Source organism: Peribacillus sp. NPDC096379, assembly GCF_044762875.1.
Taxonomy (GTDB): domain Bacteria; phylum Bacillota; class Bacilli; order Bacillales; family DSM-1321; genus Peribacillus.
In genome coordinates this window covers 916,639-934,893 of record NZ_JBIWFD010000002.1, presented here as the reverse complement: position 1 = coordinate 934,893, position 18,255 = coordinate 916,639, and the positions used below count along the sequence as shown (strand labels likewise).

Below are 18,255 nucleotides of genomic sequence, written 5' to 3'. Positions count from 1 at the left end.
GCTATGACACAATCACTCTCTTGTTAATACGAATTCTCCCTTAACTACTACTTGATTTCCATTTCTACCTTCGATCACAAATGTAGGAGAGTCATTTTCCGGCTGCATTTTCTCTCCAACTAAATGAATCGTGTCATTCTGAAATATCGGTTTAAGAAATTGCATCTCATATGTAGAAATCCTCATCCCTTTCTCAATAAAAGAAGAGACAATTTCTAATGCGAGCCCCATTGTCAACATTCCGTGAGCGATCGGTGCTTTAAATCCGAAGCGTTCGGCTGCCTCTTGATTCAAATGAATCTGATTGAAATCTCCCGAAAGCAATGCATATTGTTTGATTTTTTCTTTCGTTAGGGTAATCGAACCACTAATTCCGACACACATTGAAAACACTCGCTTCCTTCCAAGTTATAGCCTATGAGAGATTGGGTGTAAAACGTATATTTTCCTTTTTGACTTTCTTGATCAAGTGTAACCACACACTGGTAGCTTTCCCCGATGGAAAGTTCCCTGTGACACGAACAGGTCTGTTTCCGATGAATTGGCGCTGTCTTAAAGCTCCTTGGCATCTTCATATAACGATAAAAAATCATGGGAAAGGTTGGGGGCAAACTAGTTTGTTTTCCAAAAATCGCTTCATAGTTTTGTACCATTTCGTCTGTGATTGTAACTAAAGTAATCTCGGTTTTCATACCATACTCTCCCATAAAACAGCGATACCCATTCCGCCACCGATTCCGATCGTCGAAATGATATAATTTGCTTTGTTACGCTGTACTTCATAAAATAATCGGGTGACCAAAATGGCTCCCGATGCCCCATAAGGATGACCTAAGGCAATTGCGCCACCTTCTATATTTAATTTTTCAAAAGGAATAGAAAGCTCTTGAGCACATGCGACAGCTTTGGAAGCAAATGCTTCATTCAATTCAATCAAATCAATATCTTGAATCGACAGCGAATGTTTAGATAAAATTTCTGAAACAGCGGGGATAGGACCTGTTCCTGGATAGTTGGGATTCACGCCAGTCACCACACTATCGACAAAGCGGATTATCGGTTTATAGCCTAATTTCTTTGCTTTTTCCTCTGACATTACAAGAACCGCTGCTGCTCCATCATTAATTCCACAGCAATTTCCAAGCGTTATCGTTCCATTTTCCTTAAAACAAGGAGATAAGCGACGCAGCATTCTGTCATAATTCTGCTCGGCATTTAATCCTTCGTCTTGTAAGGAAAGATTATCGATCTTTACAAGTTCCTCTGAAAAATAATCGTGTTGTAAGGAATAAATAGCCCGTTGATAGCTAAGAAGCGCATATGCATCTTGCATCTGTCGTGTGATTCCATATTTTTCAGCTACATATTCTGCAGCCATCCCCATTTCAGGATCTCTATATCGCTTAGGTGTGAAACGGGCTCTCTTTTCGTATGGTGATTGACTCGTACTTTCGACACCACCAGCAATATAGATATCCCCTGCTCCTCCTTGAATGAGATGGCAAGCAAGGCGGATCGCTTCTAATCCGGATCCACATTGCCGATCAATTGTCACCCCAGGAACAGAAAAAGGTAGATTGCTCTCTAAGCTTGACAGCCTCGCCATATTTCCTCCAGGACCGACTACATTTCCTAAAATAATATCATCTACTTGTTCGGGCAAATCTTGAACAAGGTCTCGAATGACAGCAGCAGCTAATTGTTCAGGGCGATATTCTTTTAAAATGCCGCCTTTTTTTCCAATTACCGTTCTCTTTGCTTTAACAATGACTGCTCTTTTCATCATAACGCATCCTTTTCCAACCACTTTCTAACTTCCTGGCGTGAAATCTTGCCTCCCGTTGTGTATGGAAACTGTTCGATTTTTCGCCACACTCGTGGAATTTTATAAGAAGATAGAGTATGAAAACAATAATTTTTCAAAGAGGCTAAAGATACATTTCCTTTAATGCAAGCAGCTATTTTCTCGCCCCAATATTCATCGTTGATTCCTAAAACCACTACTTCTTCTACACCGTCACATTTTATTAATGCCTGTTCGATTTCATGGGGGTACACATTGATTCCACCGTAAAGAATCATATCGTTTTTCCGACCGAGAATATGTATATACCCTTCTTCATTCATTTTGGCGACATCATAAACCGTCGCCCAATCTCCCTGTAAGACCTTTTTTGTTTCCTCCTTTTGATCGATATATCCATCAAAAAGCATGTTACTTTTGACAAACAATACGCCTTCTTCTCCAGTTGATACTTCCTTTCCTTTTTCATCACGAATGCTCACTTCAACATTGTGAAAGGCTCTTCCAACTGAATCGGCATATTCAATCTGTTCATTATTTTTTAAAACCGAAATATAGCTAAGCTCGGATGATCCATAAAATTCATAAAAATCTGCGTTTGGAAACTGTAGGTGCATCTTCTCCTTCATTCGGGGAAGCCACTTTGCACCAGTTGAAATAAAAGTTATGTCTTTGGTTTCCTGATATTCTTCCTTTAATAAGGCGTTGATCATCGTAGGTACCACAAACACATGAGAAATCGGATAATGCTCTAAGACATTCGTCAATCGTGCAGGAGAAAATTTTTTCAACACATATATCGTTCCACCTAAAAATAAGGTACTCAAGGCACCGTATAAAAAAGTGGAATTCACAAACGAACCTGGTATTAAGACATGGTCTTTTTCCGTCATCCCGAGGTCGACTCTATTACACCGAAAGCTTTCTATCCACGAAGCATGAGAGCGAACGAAGGCTTTTGGTTTTCCTGTAGAACCAGAGGTAAAGCCAATATAAAAGGGAGCATTAGCGTCACTGTGCGGACTGTCGCATCTAGCACCGATCCAGTTCTCTACCTCATCTGAATAAATGATAGGCGCACGTTGCTTTTGAAAAAAACCTTTTAGCCTTTCATCAGCAATAATCAAATCTGGAGACGTTTGTTGAATTCGTTCCTCAATCTCTTGCTTCTTCCATCTCATATCTCCAACTATACTTGCCCAGCCTGCTTCACACGCTCCAGCGAATAGCTGTAAAAACAAGCGTCCATTTGGTAAGAATAATGCCACTCTTTTCGTTTCTTGCGCTGCCCTAAAAAAAGAGGTAGCGGTTCGCTTCACTAAATCAAGCCATTCACCATATAAAACGGATTCTTCGTCTGTTATGATAGCGGGTCGCTTGCTATCCAACTCAGCATACGTACTATAGGTACTGGTAATTTTCACTTAAACTTGAACCCTCTTAGCGAGTGGAATATAGTTTCGTAGCTTAATAGCAATCAGGGATGCAACGACCACTTTTATTGAATCACCAGGAAGATACACTAAGCTAAGGATCATCGTTTTATCGATCCCAATATTCATCATCAAAGCTTGAATAGGAATTCCAAATAAATAGACAACACCTATACCACCAATAATATTAATAAGAAGAATCTTTACCAAAGACACATTTTTCATACGATAAGATAATAGTCCAATGACATAGGCACCTGCTACCCAGCCGATAAGATAGCCTCCTGATGGACTAAAAAAAACACCGATTCCACCTCGTCCACCAGATAATAGCGGTAAACCTGTCATAACCAATAATAAAAATAAAATTTGACTAAGAGCTGCGTATTTAGGACCTAAACGTGCTCCTAGCACACTACCTGATAACATGATTCCTAATGTTTGTAAAGTAATAGGCACAGGAGTAAAGGCGAACAAAATTGGAGGAAGAACTCCAAGTACGCCCATAATTGCTACAAACATTGAAACATACATTAAATCTTTTAACTTCACAATGTTAACCTACTTTCATTTTAAGTTAACATTATTATAAAACGCATTACTTTTATTTGTAAAGAATATTATTGCATGAGAAAAAATTCCTTGTCCTCATCACCATCAAATTAACGACATGAATTTCCCCCAAAATAAAAAAACGTTATTCTTTCAATAAAATACCCGAAAAGAATGACGTTATTTATTAGAGAAGTAGACGACGTGTCAGGGGGACGGACTCCCATTGTCTTGGAATCTACTAGATATCATATACCAATCGTACGGTATTTCGAGGATAGTGGCTACTTACTGATGATCATGAATCCACACATATCGTATCGAGCTAAGAGTTCTAATTTACACAAGCTAAAATCAGATGTCATTGACGCTCATCATCTCTGCAAGCTGTATTATAAAGAGGACATAGTACCTTAAAAACAGCGAGGAATACAACTCTTAAACCCACGAACCCTTACAAGACAACATGAAAATATTACAAGCATGTTTGTACAAACTAAACTGCAATTTCAGACAGTTCTGGATCAAGTGTTCCCTGAATAATGTGGGGGTTTTGGAGCCTTATATTCGGATGTTTCTTTACTGACTTTACAAGCATTTCCTACTTCAGTAAAGGTCTTGGAATTTGGCGAAGAAACAATCGCTAAGAAAAAAAGAGTTATGTAAAAGTCGCTCGGCAAATGGGCAAACATTCAGGCAGAAAAGTTAATAGTTACCTCTTCATTTTCCTATCATTATTTACGATTTTCATAGGTTTTAGCATGTGGATTATACTCTGTAGCAAGAATGGAATTTGTTAATTGGAATGACTATTTCAGTAGTTACATAATTTGAATTGAAAAGGGTTGTCTAGTAAGGGGCTGAGAGTATCTTATCAGACTTCCTCTTTATTACATTATTAAACTGAATCGTTGTTAGGACAAAAATTATATAGAAAATATCTCTGATTCAAGCCGTAATAATTTGTTCGCTTATCTTACTTTGTATTTCCCTTTCTATACTCTATAGGGGCAATACCTGTAAATGCTTTAAATGTTTTATTAAAATAACTCTGATTTTCATAACCTAACTGTTCGCTGATTTCGATTATTGAATAATTTGTTTGGTCTAACAATTCTTTTGCACGTTTCATTTTTATATTTACAACATACTTAACGAAATTTTCCCCTACTTCTTTTTTAAACAAACGGCTGAAGTAACTAGAATTTAGATGTAGATAACTCGCTACCTCATCTAGCGTTATTCTACGGTGAATATTTGCTGAAATATACCTGCAAGCATTTGCAATTTCTATATTCGAATTTGATTCATAACTAGCCATTTCATTAGTTTTATAAAAATATTCGATTAGCCAATTTTCCAATTCATAAATTCCATTAATTTTCGAAATCATTTCATAAAGATTTTCATTTGATCCATACAATTTGAAATTTGTTAAAGCTTGAATTTTCACCTTGATATCAAGTAATATCTTCAACATCCAATCTTTAACGGAAGCTGGAGAAAATTGATGATCTATAATAAAACGAATCCATTTTTTTATGATTGCCAATTTCTGTTCCATTTCCATGCTATTTAGTAATATAAGATCTTTAAATTCACTAGATGCTTCATTATACCAACTAAAAATATTTTCTTTTGAAATCGTTAATACTTGAAAATTCTCTATGCTTTTTTGTTTCAGATAAAATTTTTGAACAGTTGACTCACTTAGTTCAATCATCTGTTTCTTCATGTCTAGAGGAGTAGCAGAAGCCTTACCTAGAACAAATGATATGGATATGCCAAACATTTTTTGAAATATGAATTGTATTTTTTGAATGACTTTTTTAATCTTTTGATTCTCTTCTTCACATACATGGTTAATTGGAACAAATAAAAAAGACTCCTCTTGCTCGAAGTGACCGTACACACCCTTCAATGCTTCATTTCCCATGATTTCGGTTATGACATTATAAATGAGAAAGTTCACTAAAACCGTTGAACGAAACTGATTAAGTAATGATTGGTAACCCTCTACTACACACAATATGATAATGTACTGTTGGTTTGCTTGAATGCCAAGTAATTCAGCTTCATTAGACCAATCTTTTTCACAATGTAATGGCTGGTAGATGGTTTTATTCATGAACTTTTCTAACATGATAGCTCTATTTCTTTCTATTGTATGAGCCATTTGTAATTGATTTCTCTGATGATTCAGTTCAATATCCAATGTATTCTTAAATTGACTTAATAATTTAATAATTTGCTCAAGATCCAACCTATCCTTTAAAATATATTCCTGAACCTTTAATTTTAAAGCTGATTGCACAAACTCAAATTCATTATGACATGAAAGAATAGCTACTAATAAAGAAGAGTTTTTTTCCTTTAATCTTTTTGTGAGTTCAATACCATCCAATTTAGGCATTCCAATATCTGTTATTAGAATATCTGGCATACTTGTCTCAGCTTCCTTTAACGCACTCATGCCATTAACATGAATACTTTGTAAAGCTAAACCAAGGTCCCTCCAATCAATCATTTCTGAAAGAAACTCTAAAACTGGATAATCGTCATCTACTAACATCACTTTATACATACTATTCACTCCTCCTGAATAGGAATTACCATAGATACTTTGGTACCCTTATTCAGTTCACTTTGTACTTGCATGCTAAAGTTTTCACCAAATGTTAATTTCATTCTTTCATAAACATTCGATAGACCAATACTTGAAAAACCATTGGATTCACTTTCTTGGGTCGAACCTAAACCTGGTTTATTTAGGTTTTCTTTAAGCTTCGTAAGTTGTTCATCTTCCATTCCGCATCCGGTATCTTCAATTACAATCATCAATGTATGATTGCGATATTTTGCTCTTATCTCAATGAGGCCTACTTGCTCGTTCAACCCATGAATAATAGCATTTTCAATGATTGGCTGTAATACTAGGCGTGGTAATTTGATGTGAAGCGTATCACTTGAAACATTCATTTTCAAGCCAACCTCATGTCTTTGGCGCATATTCATTAATCGAACATAATCATGATTAATCTCAAGCTCTTCCAGAAAAGTGATCATCCCTTTGTGTTTATCAATCGTTATTCGTAATAGCTTTGACAAAGAACTGATCATTTCCGCACTTTCATTGTCACGCTTCATCATTACTTTCATCCGGATAGAATTTAAGACATTGAATAAGAAGTGAGGATTTATTTGCGCTTGTAACATCTCTAGCTCTGCTTGCCTTTTTCTTGATTGAATAAGTGTATTTTCTTCTATCATTTCCCTTACTTTATCTAACATAAGGTTGAAAGACGTTGAAAGAGTGGCTATCTCATCATTTCCTTTTAAAGATGAACGTACAGTCAAATCACCACTTTGTACCTTTTTAGCGATATTCCTTAATACTACTAACCGATTTAATATCTTGCTTAATATAAGAGTAAGTAAAAACAAAAATAAAATGAATGCGATTGTTTGAGTTATGAATATTTTACGGAAAATTAAATTAATTCTAAATATGGCTTTTTCATAGGGAATAAGGGATATTAATTTCCAATCAGTAATGGAAAGTTCACGTGTATTTATCAAATAATCTTTACCTTTGATACGAATGATATGTTCTGTTTGGAAGTTTTCTTTTTTGTTCACTTGTTCCGAAAGCTTTCTATCAAAATCTTTATTCGTCCCAATTAATAGATTGGCTTCATTCATTAGTAAGATGCTATTGTCCTTGTTTTCACTCTCCAATATATTACTTATTCTATCTACAGTTGTCGTAACGATCGCATATCCATAGACCCCAGAAATACTATCTTGCAATACTCTTGCAACAGATAATGAGTCCGGACTTTTTATTTTTTCAGATGCAAACATAGTTGTCTGTGGAGCCATCCAAATAGGGCGATACCCTTTTAGAGTACGTAGATTTTCAAACCACGTTTCTCCACTTACATTTTTCGGGTTATATTCATTAGATGAGTAATTCGTATATATTTTCCCGTTATTAAGTATAATCGTGATATAGACACTTTGGTTTTTCAATGTAAGGGTTTCCAATGTTTTGTTCACTTTTTTATCATTTAAGAAGACTAGATACTGGCTATCATGATCTAGATCCACCGAATTCATTACAGGGTTTTTAAAAATGTGGTTCAGTTCTGTGTCTAGCTGAATAAAGTTAAGTGTGTATAACATATCCTCGAAGATTTTCTTTAAATACTCGTCTGTTAGTTTCAATTCGTTTTTAGCGCTAATAATGGCTTGTTCTTCCACCGCATCTTTCGTTAAATAATTGTAAATAGATAATGTGCCTATTACAGGTAATATTAAGCAAGTTATTGATAGTAACAGTACTTTATCACGAAATGAAAGAAATGATACTATTTGTAGAATTCGCGTCTTCATTTCCAACCTCCAGTAAAAACCGTTCCCGGTACTTGGTTACAAAAAGCTAGTTGTTCTAACCTAAACGAATTAGTCCAAGAGATAAATGGAAAAACGTAAACATTTTGATCAGCCGTAAAAGAAAATTGGGGCGAACCATGAATATGCTTTCTTACCCTTGAGAAAATCATCTTTTTCATAGCTAGCTAGACGTTGGCGCCAGATACCAAACTCATCAAAAGACTGTATTTCAATTGAATATTGCGAATTTTAGTCGTTTTTATTTCGTAGTTTATTTTTTCCTATTACTATTTTATCATTTTTATTTCTTCTAAGAAACACCTTTTCGAAAATGCGAATATTACAGAAATGATGGGGCGTCCCCTACCGAAAGTGAGATGAATCTATCGGGGTTATACTGAAGTTGATCTCCCTCATATCCTTGTGTTGAAGCAGGGACATCTTCCATTAATCCGTTCTAAAATAAAACCGCCTTAACTCCCTATTAAAATAGGTAGTTAAGGCGGTAGACTTCTCAACTATTACAGAATGATTCTAACGCATTAGCTCTTTATCGTTACAATATTATTGAGTATTTATTTTTTATTTTTGTCTAAAATATCTTGTACAATTTTTTTGGAATTCGCCACTGTTTCATCAAGATTTTGTTTATCCAGAATTAATTTTTCAAATTCTGAAGAAAGTGCTTGATCTATTTCATTTTGATATGGTACTGGCTTTCCTGCTTTAGCCGTAATAACCGTTTGAATTGAGTGAATTAATGATTCTTTATCTACTTTTTCTGGATTGTTTGCTTCTGCAAGGGTATCGGTAATTAGATCCACGATTTGCTCATTTGTCACTTTAGTCCAAGATGGGATATTAATACCTTGTGCCACTTGACCTTCAGTTGTATACCATCTAATAAATTTGTATGCAGCTTCTTTATGTTTTGAGTTAGCGGATATCCCCAGAATGTCTCCATCTCCCACCGAATAAGAACCTTTTTCCTCTAATTCATTTTGTGGAAATGGTGCTACCGCAATATTGAACTCAGCAGGAAAGCGCTCTGAACCGCCAAGTTCCGCTGTCATATAAGTACCCGTTATGATCATATCTACTGCTTGTGTAAAGAATTGATCACGATAATTCATTTTTTGAGAAATCATTGAAGAATAAGGCACAGCCGTTTTATCTTCCTTCTCCATTTTTAGGCGCATTGCTAATGATTCTTTATACAATGGGTTGTCCATATTTGAAGTCCCATCCGTTTTCAAGAAACCAGCATCTTTTTCTTGAGACTGTAGTCTTAAGCTCATATAGTTTATCCAAGCCCCATCCCATGGACCATGAAAATAAGTAGCATAGTGGCCTTTAGAAGACAACTTTTTAGCATATTCCATAAACTCGTCCCAAGTCCAATTCTTCGGCACTTCAAGTCCAGCAGCAGCTAAACGATCTTTATTTAATAAGACATACCACGCAACAAATTTCCCAGGAAGTCCGTAATATTTCCCGCCAACACTCGTATCAACTTTATATTCTTCTTCCATTTTATAGCCGTCTTGTTCAATATAACTGTCAATCGGTTCTAGCATGCCTAAATTGACGCGCTGTGCATAGTTAGGTGTATTCGTGAACATTATAACATCCATCTCTTCTCCAGAAGCGGCAGCTAAATCAATTTTCTTCAGTGATTCTGCTCCATCCTGTTTTTCACTTAATTGAACAACATCCACTTTGATATCAGGATATTTTTCTTCGAAAGCACTGATTGTTCTCTTCCATGCGTACCCATCTTCAGTTCCATGCGTATAAAATTTAATTGTTTCAGGTTCTCCTTCTTTCCCACTTGGACTTGTGGATTCTTTTTGGCTACATGCAGCTAGTATCCCAATAACTAAAGTGAAGCTTAAAAAAAGTAATAAGAATCTTTTCATTATTCCTTCCCCCCTGAATTCGTTTCATTTCTATTTTTTTCTTTCTGTGAAACCAATTATCCTTTTACTCCACCCATTGCAATTCCTTCAATAACTTGTTTTTGCCCAATGATAAAGACAATTACGAGTGGAAGTATTGCTGAAACAGCAGCTGCCATAATCAAGGAATAGAATTCACCATTTAATGAAGTGAATTTCTGCATAGCTAACTGAATCGTATATAATCCATCTGTTCGTAAGAAAATGAGTGGATTTTGATAATCATTCCATGTCCAAATAAAACGCAAAATCGCGTATGTCGCAATAGCTGGCCTTACAATTGGCAAGGCAATCGACCAAAAAATTCTAAAGTGGCCAGCACCGTCTATTTTCGCTGCGTCAATATAGTCTGAATGGATCCCCATAAAGAACTGCCTTAACATAAATGTACCTAGCACACTAAAACTTCCTAAAAGAATCAAACCGAAATGACTATCGAATAAACCTAAATAACGATATAGAATAAATTGTGGAACTAAGATTGATTGTTGAGGTACCATAAATGTGGTCAAAACGATTAAGAAAAGGAACTTCCCCGCCGGAAAATTCACTTTTGAAAATCCATAAGCTGCCATAGCAGACACGATTACAGAAATCGCGGTTGTAATCACAGTAACCTTTATTGAGTTCCAATAATATAGTGCAAAAGGATATTGCCCTAACCAAACTTCTTTAAAGTTTTCTAATCCATTCCATCTAGTAGGAATCCACTCAACCGGAAATTTAAAAACATCTGCTTCAATCTTAAAGGACGTGGATAGCATCCAAATGAAAGGTAGTAAAAAGGCGATACTGACTACAAAGGTGATAATAGTAATGATTAACTTTCGTAGAGTGAATTTTTTCTCCATGTGTCTTCCTCCCTCAGCGATATTTCAACCAATTATTTAATTTAAAGAGAACACGTTTCAGTAGATTAGTAGTTCACCCATTTTTTCTGCCCTACCCACTGTAATAAAGTGATGATAAGAACAAATACGAATAGGACAACAGCAATTGCGGAAGCATAACCAATTTTCAAATCTACGAATGCGCTTTCATACAAATGCCATACAAGCATGGTTGTTGAATTAATAGGACCACCCTTGGTTAATACAGCAATTAAGTCAAACACTTTAAATGTACCAATAATTCCTGTAATCAAAAGGAAAAACGTTGTTGGAGATAAAGCAGGAAGCATGATGTTCTTAAATTTATCCCAGGCCGTCGCCCCATCCATATCAGCTGCTTCATAAAGTTCTTTAGGAATCGACTGTAAACCAGCTAAAAAGAGGATCATATTAAACCCAATGGCTGCCCAAATTTGAATCAACATCACCGAAATTAGTGCGAAACTGGGATCTGCTATCCATGTAGGTGGGTTTTCGATACCAATTGAGAATAAAAATTGATTAATCGGTCCATCTGTTGGATTAAATAACACTTGCCAAACAACGGCTATGGCAACAATACTCGAAATATACGGCATAAAAAAAGCTACTTTGAAATAACTCTTCATATACACATGCTTATCAATGACAATTGCTATAAACAAAGAGAAAATCATCGTTAAAGGAACCGTTAATAAGAAAAGTAAATTATTGGATACTGATTTAAGAAACCCTTCATTTTCAAACAATGCTTTGAAATTATCGAAGCCTACCCACTTTATTTGCGCAATCCCCATAATAAAGTTCCAATCTGCAAAGCTTAGTATAAAAGTTGCAATAATTGGCAGAAGCGTTAAAATTCCAACCCCTATTAACATCGGAGATACAAACAATAGACCTGTTAGATTTTCTTTTTTTTCAATTCCACTTTTCTTTTTGATTTTTACAGATTTAGCATTTTCTACAACATTTCCAATCACACTTTTCGCTTCAACACTCATATTACCTTCCCTCCCGAGAGTATCATTTGCTAAAACTTTAGTTATGGATGGCCAATTGAGATTTTCCTTGCTTTTGTATTTTTTTTGTTCGATCTCCTATTTTCCTAATTAGATGCATGGAGAAAAACATGAGCACGCACCCTAAACCGCTTGCAAAAAAGAGAAAGCCTGCCATTGGTAGTAAGAAGCTTATCAACATTAAAGAGGCAACCGATAACATCATGATAAAAGTATAATGAGGGTAGATGATTCCTATTAGAAAAGCTAATTTAATAGTAGTAAACACCTTTCCATCTACTTGAAGATATACCGGAACCACGTACAACAATGTAATCCCGAATACGAAACCACTTCCTAGCAGAACTCCTTTTGTAATCATCCCCAAGGTACCTGAGAGTTGGTTTGTAAATAGCCAGTCCGTGTAAAAAACGATAGAAATGAAAAATAATATGATACCCAATCGATTTGCTTTTAAAAATTCCTTTCTATATATGTTCAAAAAAACATTGAAAACCCTTACATTTTTCCCTTCATGAATCCATTCCTTGAGTACTGAAAACAAAGCAACTGTAGCAGGGAATATACCAGCGATTACTAGTCCAGCGATCGTGAAAACAATCCATAGTAGATTAAGATAAAGTAATCTAATTATCCAATCACATACAACATATACATTGTTCATAAGTCTAGAAGATCCTATCATTTACACCCCCTTATGTTTATTGGCTACACTAATTATTGTATGAAAATTATTAATAGAATCATATAGATTTTTTTTACCTAATTGAAATTATTTTGACATTTCTTAATTTTTATATCGACGGATTGTAAGTAAGTCGTTAGTAAAGGTAATTCTAAAAAAGGAATCAGAAGCCGAAAAAGACATTTGTCTAAATTCGGTTCCTGATTCCTTGATTTTATACCGTTATTTTATTTCTGTTTTTTTCCCTTTCAATTAAAACCAATCTGCATAACCAATTTTTCTCAAGTGTTCAGCAGACGTTTGCAGGCAATCGAATGGATCACGGCCATATGTATTATCCTGTTCTACTAAGAAATACTGTGCGCCACTTTCTAGTCCAGCTTCAATAATGGCATTCATATCAAGGTTACCTTCACCAAGTTCTGCAAATTCAATCGTATTTGTGAAGATATTCATGAATTTAGCCATATCATTAAAGTCCACTTCACTTAAATCCATTTGTCCAATTCGATAATCTTTCAAGTGTAATAGCGAAATACGACCTGCGTATTGTTTAATAAACTCAACAGGATTTACGCCAGCTCTTTGAATCCAGTGAACATCTAACTCAAAACCAAGCTTAGTCGTGTTATTTTTTATCAAATCTAATAGATATTCGCCATCGTATTTTTGGAATTCGAGATGATGAGTATGATAGTATAATTCAATACCATGTTCAGCTAATCTCTCTGCCATGATTTCAGCTTTATTAATAAAATCCATGATTTTATCTTTATCGCCCATTACAGTTAACGGCAACATACCGATACGTAAGAAATTACAATCTAATGTTTTGCAATCATTCACAATTTTTTCGAAATCATCTGTCAATGTTTCACCTGGAGCGCCTGGTAACATTGGTTCTAGGGCAGCAGACATCGCAGCGATTTTGATATCAAAGTCAAAACTCGCTCTCTTTAACTCAGATACATTTTCTGCAGTCATTGGAATTTGTGATACTTCGACAGCGTGATATCCAAGTTCATTTATTTTTCTCATTGTTTCATAAGCACCTAGTTCTTCGACTTTGCCTTTAAGCATCATCATTTGAACGCCAATTTTACCTTTTGTCATTCTGTCAAACCTCCAATTTAATTTCTTTTTTTAACTCTGATGATTTGCGAATCGCGTCAATCATTTGAATGGATGTTAGTGCATCTTTAGCATGAACATAATCCTGCATGTTGTTTTCTATACAGGAATGGAATTTATGAATTAATTTTGTATGGCTTGCGCCGTAATAGAATTTTGTTCCAGGCAATTTTTCGTCTTCTATTATCTCTTCTTTTCTACCATTTTCATTTAATCTTGTTAAAATGCTATCTTTGATTGTGAATTTTTCCTTTTCAAAGACGACTTGAAGTTCAACACTGGAATTTCCCGAATTAGCAACCGTTGCAAAGAATAGACCGGAAGCACCGTTTTTGAACTTGATGTTGGCAGTCGCTGTGTCTTCCACTTCAATGCCATAATCCAATAAATTGTCAATAGATCCCCTGATGGATGCAATTTCACCGCCGATCAGTTGCATTAAATCTAAAGTATGAAGTGCCTGGTTAATCATGACTCCTCCACCGGCATACTCCATTTTGCCCCGCCACGGTTTCGCATCATAATAATCTTTCGGTCTAAACCAGGAAACTATTCCCTTAATACCGATTATTTTGCCATATTGTCCGCTAATAACAAGTTCTTGAAGTTTTTCAAAAGACTCATTCAATCGATTCTGAAGACAGACACCAATTTTAACTTCCTTGTTGTCCTGCTCAAGTTTTACTAGCTCATATCCCTCTTCTGTGTTCAATGATAAAGGTTTTTCTTGAAATACATGAACTCCCTTTTCAACACATGCTTTTGTTACAGGGAAATGAAGATGATGTGGCAAGCAATTATGCACACAATCCAGCGATTCTTTATCAAGTAATTCGTGATAATCTGTATAAAAATTCACACCAGGTACAGCATCATTTAATGTTTGATCAGTATCACATACCGCTACTAGTTCAACATTTGGATTGGATATAATAGCTGGGATATGGATTTTGGATATATCTCCAAGTCCAATAACTGCTACTTTAAGCATACGCCCAACTCCTTTTTAAACGAACTCATGACCAATCTAGCCATGAGTTCATTGAATATTATATTTATTGTTTAACAGGACTCTTTTTTTCTTCTTCAATCTTTTTGTTTAATTCAGCAAAGTATAAGTCTTCATCAACTGGAAGCTCAACTTCTTTACCTAACCAGCTTGATAGATGGATCGCATTAGCAAACGCAACACCATGTATACCATCGCTACCAGGTGCAATTAGTGGTGTACCTTCTACAATATTTGCAGCGAAGTTTTCCAAAACAGAGATATGTTGTCCACCCCATACACTTTCAAATTCAAGCACTTCTTCAGTGTAAATATCTGATAGACCTTTACCAGTGAAAATGGACATTACATCTGCCCAGCTCATAGTAGCACTCATTTCAGATTCAGGTGTGTTAAGTCTTTTAATTGTAATTTTCTTACTATCATCCACAACAATTTTTCCTTTATCACCCAAAATTTCAAAACGGTCAGTACCCAAAATATCATGTGTGCACGTAATAAATACTCCGGTTGCTCCATTCCCATAGTCAAGCAATGTTGTTACTTCATCCTCAACAGCGATATCTCTTTGATAGCCGTATTTGACGTTAGAATAAACTTTTTTAGGCATACCACAAATCCATTGAAGCAAGTCAAGTTGGTGTGGTGCTTGGTTTACTAATACACCACCGCCTTCTCCTTCCCATGTTGCTCTCCAGGCACTTTGGTCATAATAACCCTGTGGTCTCCACCATGTTGTAATCATCCAGTTTGTACGACGGATTTTCCCAATTTCACCATTATCAATAATCTCTTTTACTTTTTGATAAAGTGGATTTGTTCTTTGGTTGAAGAAAATACCGAAAGTCAACTCTGGTTTTGATGCTGCAAATTCATTTAATTCTTTTACTTGCTTCGTATAAACACCTGCTGGTTTTTCTACCAATGCATGGATATCTCTTTGTAATGCTGCGATTCCGATTTCTGGGTGTAAGTAATGTGGAACAGTTGTAACGACTGCGTCAACATTACCGCTCTCAAGCATGTCAATATAGTTATCATAGAATGGTACGTTTGGATACTTTTCTGCACACATTGCCTTTTTAGCTGGATCAATATCACAAATAGCTCCAATTACCATGTTTTTCACTTTTCCTTCTGAAATAAATCCAGCATACGTTCCACCTTGCGCACCAATTCCGATAATTCCTAATCTAACCGTTTTCATAATGATTTCTCCTCGCTCTTTATATTTTTAAGTATTTCTAATAATGAATCATATTGAAGTTTGTATCCTCCAGCACCATCAAGCCCTTTGTTATCCTTAATCACTTCTGTAGCATCCTCAAGTTCTAAATCCTTTAATGAATCAAATAATACAAGATGCGGCTCAAGTGTTAAAAAGCCTTTGTAACCGCTTTGGATAAACTGGGCAAGTAACTCAGGTATGTTCCCTTCGCCAGTACCACACACAACGTTTTCACTATCTGTTGTTACAGCATCCTTGATGTGAATATAAACAATCTCATCTTTTAGCAAATCGTAACAATCCATAGTGTCTTCACCACACTGCACAAAGTTTGCAAAGTCGAAGATCCCTTTAAAATATGGAGAATCAACCGCCTTCAGAATCTCGTGACAGCGTTTTGCTATGTCACCATAGATATCCTTTTCATTTTCATGCAATAAAATAACATTATATTTTTCTGCAATAGCAGCAAACTCTGTTATTTTCGTTATTACTTCACTACTATATTGATCGGCATTTTCACCTTTTGGAATATAGAAGCTGAAGATACGGATATATTTACAATCTAATAAATTACTAATTTGACAAAGCTCGTCCAACATCACTTTTTGTTTTGCGAAACCTTCTTCATCGTTAATAAACACTTTGCCAATGGGCGACCCTATTGAAGAAACACGGATGCCTGCATTTTGAAGACGTGGTAGTACAGTTTCTTTTATCTCATCTACGTTGAAATCTCCAATATTTTTACCGTCAATCCCACGTAATGATATATAATGCATACCTAGTTTTGCGACAACTTCAAGCTGAGTATCAAAATCAGACGAGATTTCATCTGAAAAACCTGAAATCATTAAGTCTTTAACCATATTCATTTATGCGTGTTCCTCCTTCATGCTGAATATCAATCGTTTGAAAGATTAATTTTGGGAATTACTTGCTTGAATTTGTTTATTTTTACGATAATGTGATGGCGTAATGCCCACTTTATCTTTAAAAAACCGACTAAAATGCGATACACTCTCAAATCCCGAAGCACGAGATACCTCTGCTAGAGATTGGTTTGGTTCCATTTCCAACAAATACTTCACTTGATTTAGACGACATCCCATCACATACTCCATCACTGTAAACCCTGTGACTTCTTTAAAAACATGTGAGACATAGTACTTGCTCAGATTCAACTCCGTCGCCATACGATCTAAACTAATCTTTTCGGAAAAATGGGCATCTATCCATGAGGCAATGGCCTCAGCGTGATGTTCCTTTTCCGTTTTTTCGCTTATCACATGAGCTAAATCTTTTTGACTCATTTTATAAATTTTCAACAATAATTGAACTAACTCAATCTTGACTTCAGCTTCAACTAACTCGCTTTTTTGATCTGTTTGTTGTCTCAGTTTATTACTGTACGAAAGCAAGCTCGCTATCCGCTCGATCTTTCCATCAACAAATCTTCCTGATTCATCATACCCGGTACGAAGCAAGAAATTGTTCAGCTTTTGAAACGGATCCAATAAATTGGGCAGTCCAAGAACAGACAATAATTCCTGCAGCCAAGTCGGAGAAAAATGAATAACACTCCTCGTATACGTACTTACTAAACGAGGGTTCGGTTTATGCAAAGTTAAACCATCCAAGAGAATAATGTCACCCGGTTGCAATTCATAAATCCGATTGTTAATTAAATACTTACATTCTCCTGCATGAAAAAAATAAATTTCATATTCGTGGTGAGAATGAAAAGTAAATGAAGGAGTTAGCATTCCTTGCATTCTATACTGGCCATATATCCATTCATCCATCTTCCTCACACCTTTACGAAAACGCTATCAATTATGTTGATATAACTGAAGCTACTTTTATTTTAATGGAATTTTTAATAAAAAACATTCTCTAAAACTGCTTAGATTTCAATGTTATTTGACTCATATTGCTTTCTTTATTGAAACCTCAGTACAATACAAGAGAAAACAGGGACAAACCTTGAATGTATGGATCTAGGTTTGTCTCTGTTAAGATTTCACAATACCTTTTTATGATTTTACAATAAATTTTAATTCTGGTCACTTTATTGATAATTTATTCTAACTATTTTGGATGGATAATATTATTTCAAACCTTTAGAAGGAGTATCGTAACCATTAGTACTGATGTTTTCAAGAATCTACT

Annotated in this window: 15 protein-coding genes; all 15 read right to left on the bottom strand. The window is 35.5% G+C overall.

Annotated features, from left to right (window positions below; genetic code table 11):
* Positions 1 to 12: 12 nt before the first annotated feature.
* Positions 13 to 384, bottom strand: a complete 372-nt coding sequence (locus ACIQZI_RS13630; protein WP_403074042.1) for a MaoC family dehydratase — start codon at positions 382 to 384, stop codon at positions 13 to 15.
* Positions 385 to 688: 304 nt separating this feature from the next.
* Positions 689 to 1,783, bottom strand: coding sequence for an acetyl-CoA C-acyltransferase (locus tag ACIQZI_RS13625; RefSeq protein ID WP_403074040.1), 1,095 nt, complete (start codon positions 1,781 to 1,783; stop codon positions 689 to 691).
* Positions 1,783 to 3,228: an AMP-binding protein gene (locus ACIQZI_RS13620; protein ID WP_403073799.1), complete on the bottom strand. Its 1,446-nt coding sequence runs from the start codon at positions 3,226 to 3,228 to the stop codon at positions 1,783 to 1,785. The genes ACIQZI_RS13625 and ACIQZI_RS13620 overlap by 1 nt, the downstream gene beginning before the upstream one ends.
* Complete coding sequence (locus ACIQZI_RS13615) at positions 3,229 to 3,789, bottom strand: biotin transporter BioY (protein WP_403073797.1); 561 nt, start codon at positions 3,787 to 3,789, stop codon at positions 3,229 to 3,231. It abuts the gene before it with no gap.
* Between the two features lie 976 nt (positions 3,790 to 4,765).
* Positions 4,766 to 6,373, bottom strand: a complete 1,608-nt coding sequence (locus ACIQZI_RS13605) for a response regulator transcription factor (protein WP_403073793.1) — start codon at positions 6,371 to 6,373, stop codon at positions 4,766 to 4,768.
* Positions 6,374 to 6,378: 5 nt separating this feature from the next.
* Positions 6,379 to 8,184 carry a sensor histidine kinase gene (locus ACIQZI_RS13600; RefSeq protein ID WP_403073791.1) on the bottom strand — a complete coding sequence of 602 codons (1,806 nt, stop codon included), beginning with the start codon at positions 8,182 to 8,184 and terminating at the stop codon, positions 6,379 to 6,381.
* Positions 8,185 to 8,759: 575 nt separating this feature from the next.
* Positions 8,760 to 10,103, bottom strand: a complete 1,344-nt coding sequence (locus ACIQZI_RS13595; RefSeq protein WP_403073789.1) for an ABC transporter substrate-binding protein — start codon at positions 10,101 to 10,103, stop codon at positions 8,760 to 8,762.
* 56 nt (positions 10,104 to 10,159) lie between these two features.
* Positions 10,160 to 10,993 (bottom strand): carbohydrate ABC transporter permease, encoded by an 834-nt coding sequence (locus tag ACIQZI_RS13590; RefSeq protein ID WP_062180249.1) that lies wholly within the window; start codon positions 10,991 to 10,993, stop codon positions 10,160 to 10,162.
* Between the two features lie 65 nt (positions 10,994 to 11,058).
* Entirely contained in the window at positions 11,059 to 12,012 is a 954-nt protein-coding gene (locus ACIQZI_RS13585) for a carbohydrate ABC transporter permease (protein WP_403073787.1), read from the bottom strand.
* Positions 12,013 to 12,049: 37 nt separating this feature from the next.
* Positions 12,050 to 12,715 carry a YesL family protein gene (locus ACIQZI_RS13580; RefSeq protein ID WP_403073784.1) on the bottom strand — a complete coding sequence of 222 codons (666 nt, stop codon included), beginning with the start codon at positions 12,713 to 12,715 and terminating at the stop codon, positions 12,050 to 12,052.
* 252 nt (positions 12,716 to 12,967) lie between these two features.
* Positions 12,968 to 13,828 (bottom strand): sugar phosphate isomerase/epimerase family protein, encoded by an 861-nt coding sequence (locus ACIQZI_RS13575; RefSeq protein WP_403073782.1) that lies wholly within the window; start codon positions 13,826 to 13,828, stop codon positions 12,968 to 12,970.
* Positions 13,829 to 13,832: 4 nt separating this feature from the next.
* Positions 13,833 to 14,837, bottom strand: coding sequence for a Gfo/Idh/MocA family protein (locus ACIQZI_RS13570; protein ID WP_403073780.1), 1,005 nt, complete (start codon positions 14,835 to 14,837; stop codon positions 13,833 to 13,835).
* A gap of 64 nt (positions 14,838 to 14,901) precedes the next feature.
* Positions 14,902 to 16,062, bottom strand: a complete 1,161-nt coding sequence (locus ACIQZI_RS13565; protein ID WP_403073778.1) for a Gfo/Idh/MocA family protein — start codon at positions 16,060 to 16,062, stop codon at positions 14,902 to 14,904.
* Positions 16,059 to 16,958 (bottom strand): sugar phosphate isomerase/epimerase family protein, encoded by a 900-nt coding sequence (locus ACIQZI_RS13560; RefSeq protein ID WP_403073776.1) that lies wholly within the window; start codon positions 16,956 to 16,958, stop codon positions 16,059 to 16,061. Before ACIQZI_RS13560 ends, ACIQZI_RS13565 begins: the two co-directional genes overlap by 4 nt.
* Before the next feature lie 45 nt (positions 16,959 to 17,003).
* Positions 17,004 to 17,888, bottom strand: coding sequence for an AraC family transcriptional regulator (locus ACIQZI_RS13555; protein WP_403073774.1), 885 nt, complete (start codon positions 17,886 to 17,888; stop codon positions 17,004 to 17,006).
* Positions 17,889 to 18,255 lie beyond the last annotated feature (367 nt).